This is a genomic window from Pseudomonas sp. 13B_3.2_Bac1 (assembly GCF_025466205.1).
GTDB lineage: Bacteria > Pseudomonadota > Gammaproteobacteria > Pseudomonadales > Pseudomonadaceae > Aquipseudomonas > Aquipseudomonas fluorescens_H.
Genome location: NZ_JANLOG010000093.1, coordinates 1 through 578, shown reverse-complemented (window position 1 = coordinate 578; position 578 = coordinate 1). Strand labels below are relative to the sequence as shown.

1 protein-coding gene is annotated in these 578 nt (G+C 61.2%); it reads left to right on the top strand.

The window, feature by feature from the left end:
• The coding region (locus NTD85_RS15240) for an immunoglobulin-like domain-containing protein (RefSeq protein ID WP_262142572.1) at positions 1-578 on the top strand (578 nt) is incomplete at both ends.

The window sequence follows — 578 nt, the reverse complement described above, 5'->3', positions numbered from 1 at the left end:
ACCGAGTCTGCTGCTGAAGGTGGCACCGTCACCTACACCGCAACCGTTGGCGCACCAGTGACCGGCTCGCCTGTAGTCGTGACGCTGGCTAATGGTCAGAACATCACCATCGAAGTGGGCAAAACCACCGGTACCGTCACCACCACTGCGCCGAACGATGCGTTGACCGGTCACGCGCCGTTGACCAACGCCATCACCGAAGTCAGCGGCGGCAACTACGAAAACCTCGTGGCGGACAAAACTCCGGTTTCGACCAATGTCACCGACACCGTCGACACCACTAACCTGTCGCTGTCCGCGACCGGTACCGTGGCCGAAGGTGGCTCGATTGTTTACACCGCAACGCTGACCAACGCCGCTGGCTCGCCAGTCACCGTGACGTTGAGCAACGGCGCCGTGATCACCATCGACGCCGGAAAAACCACCGGCACCGTGACCGTTCCGGCACCAGCCGATGACGTGTACAAAGACGCGGGTAAAGTCGAAGCGACCATTTCCACCGCTACCGGTGGCAACTTCGAAAACCTGGTGCCGAGCACCGTGCCGGCCGTGACCGAAGTCACCGACACCATCGATAC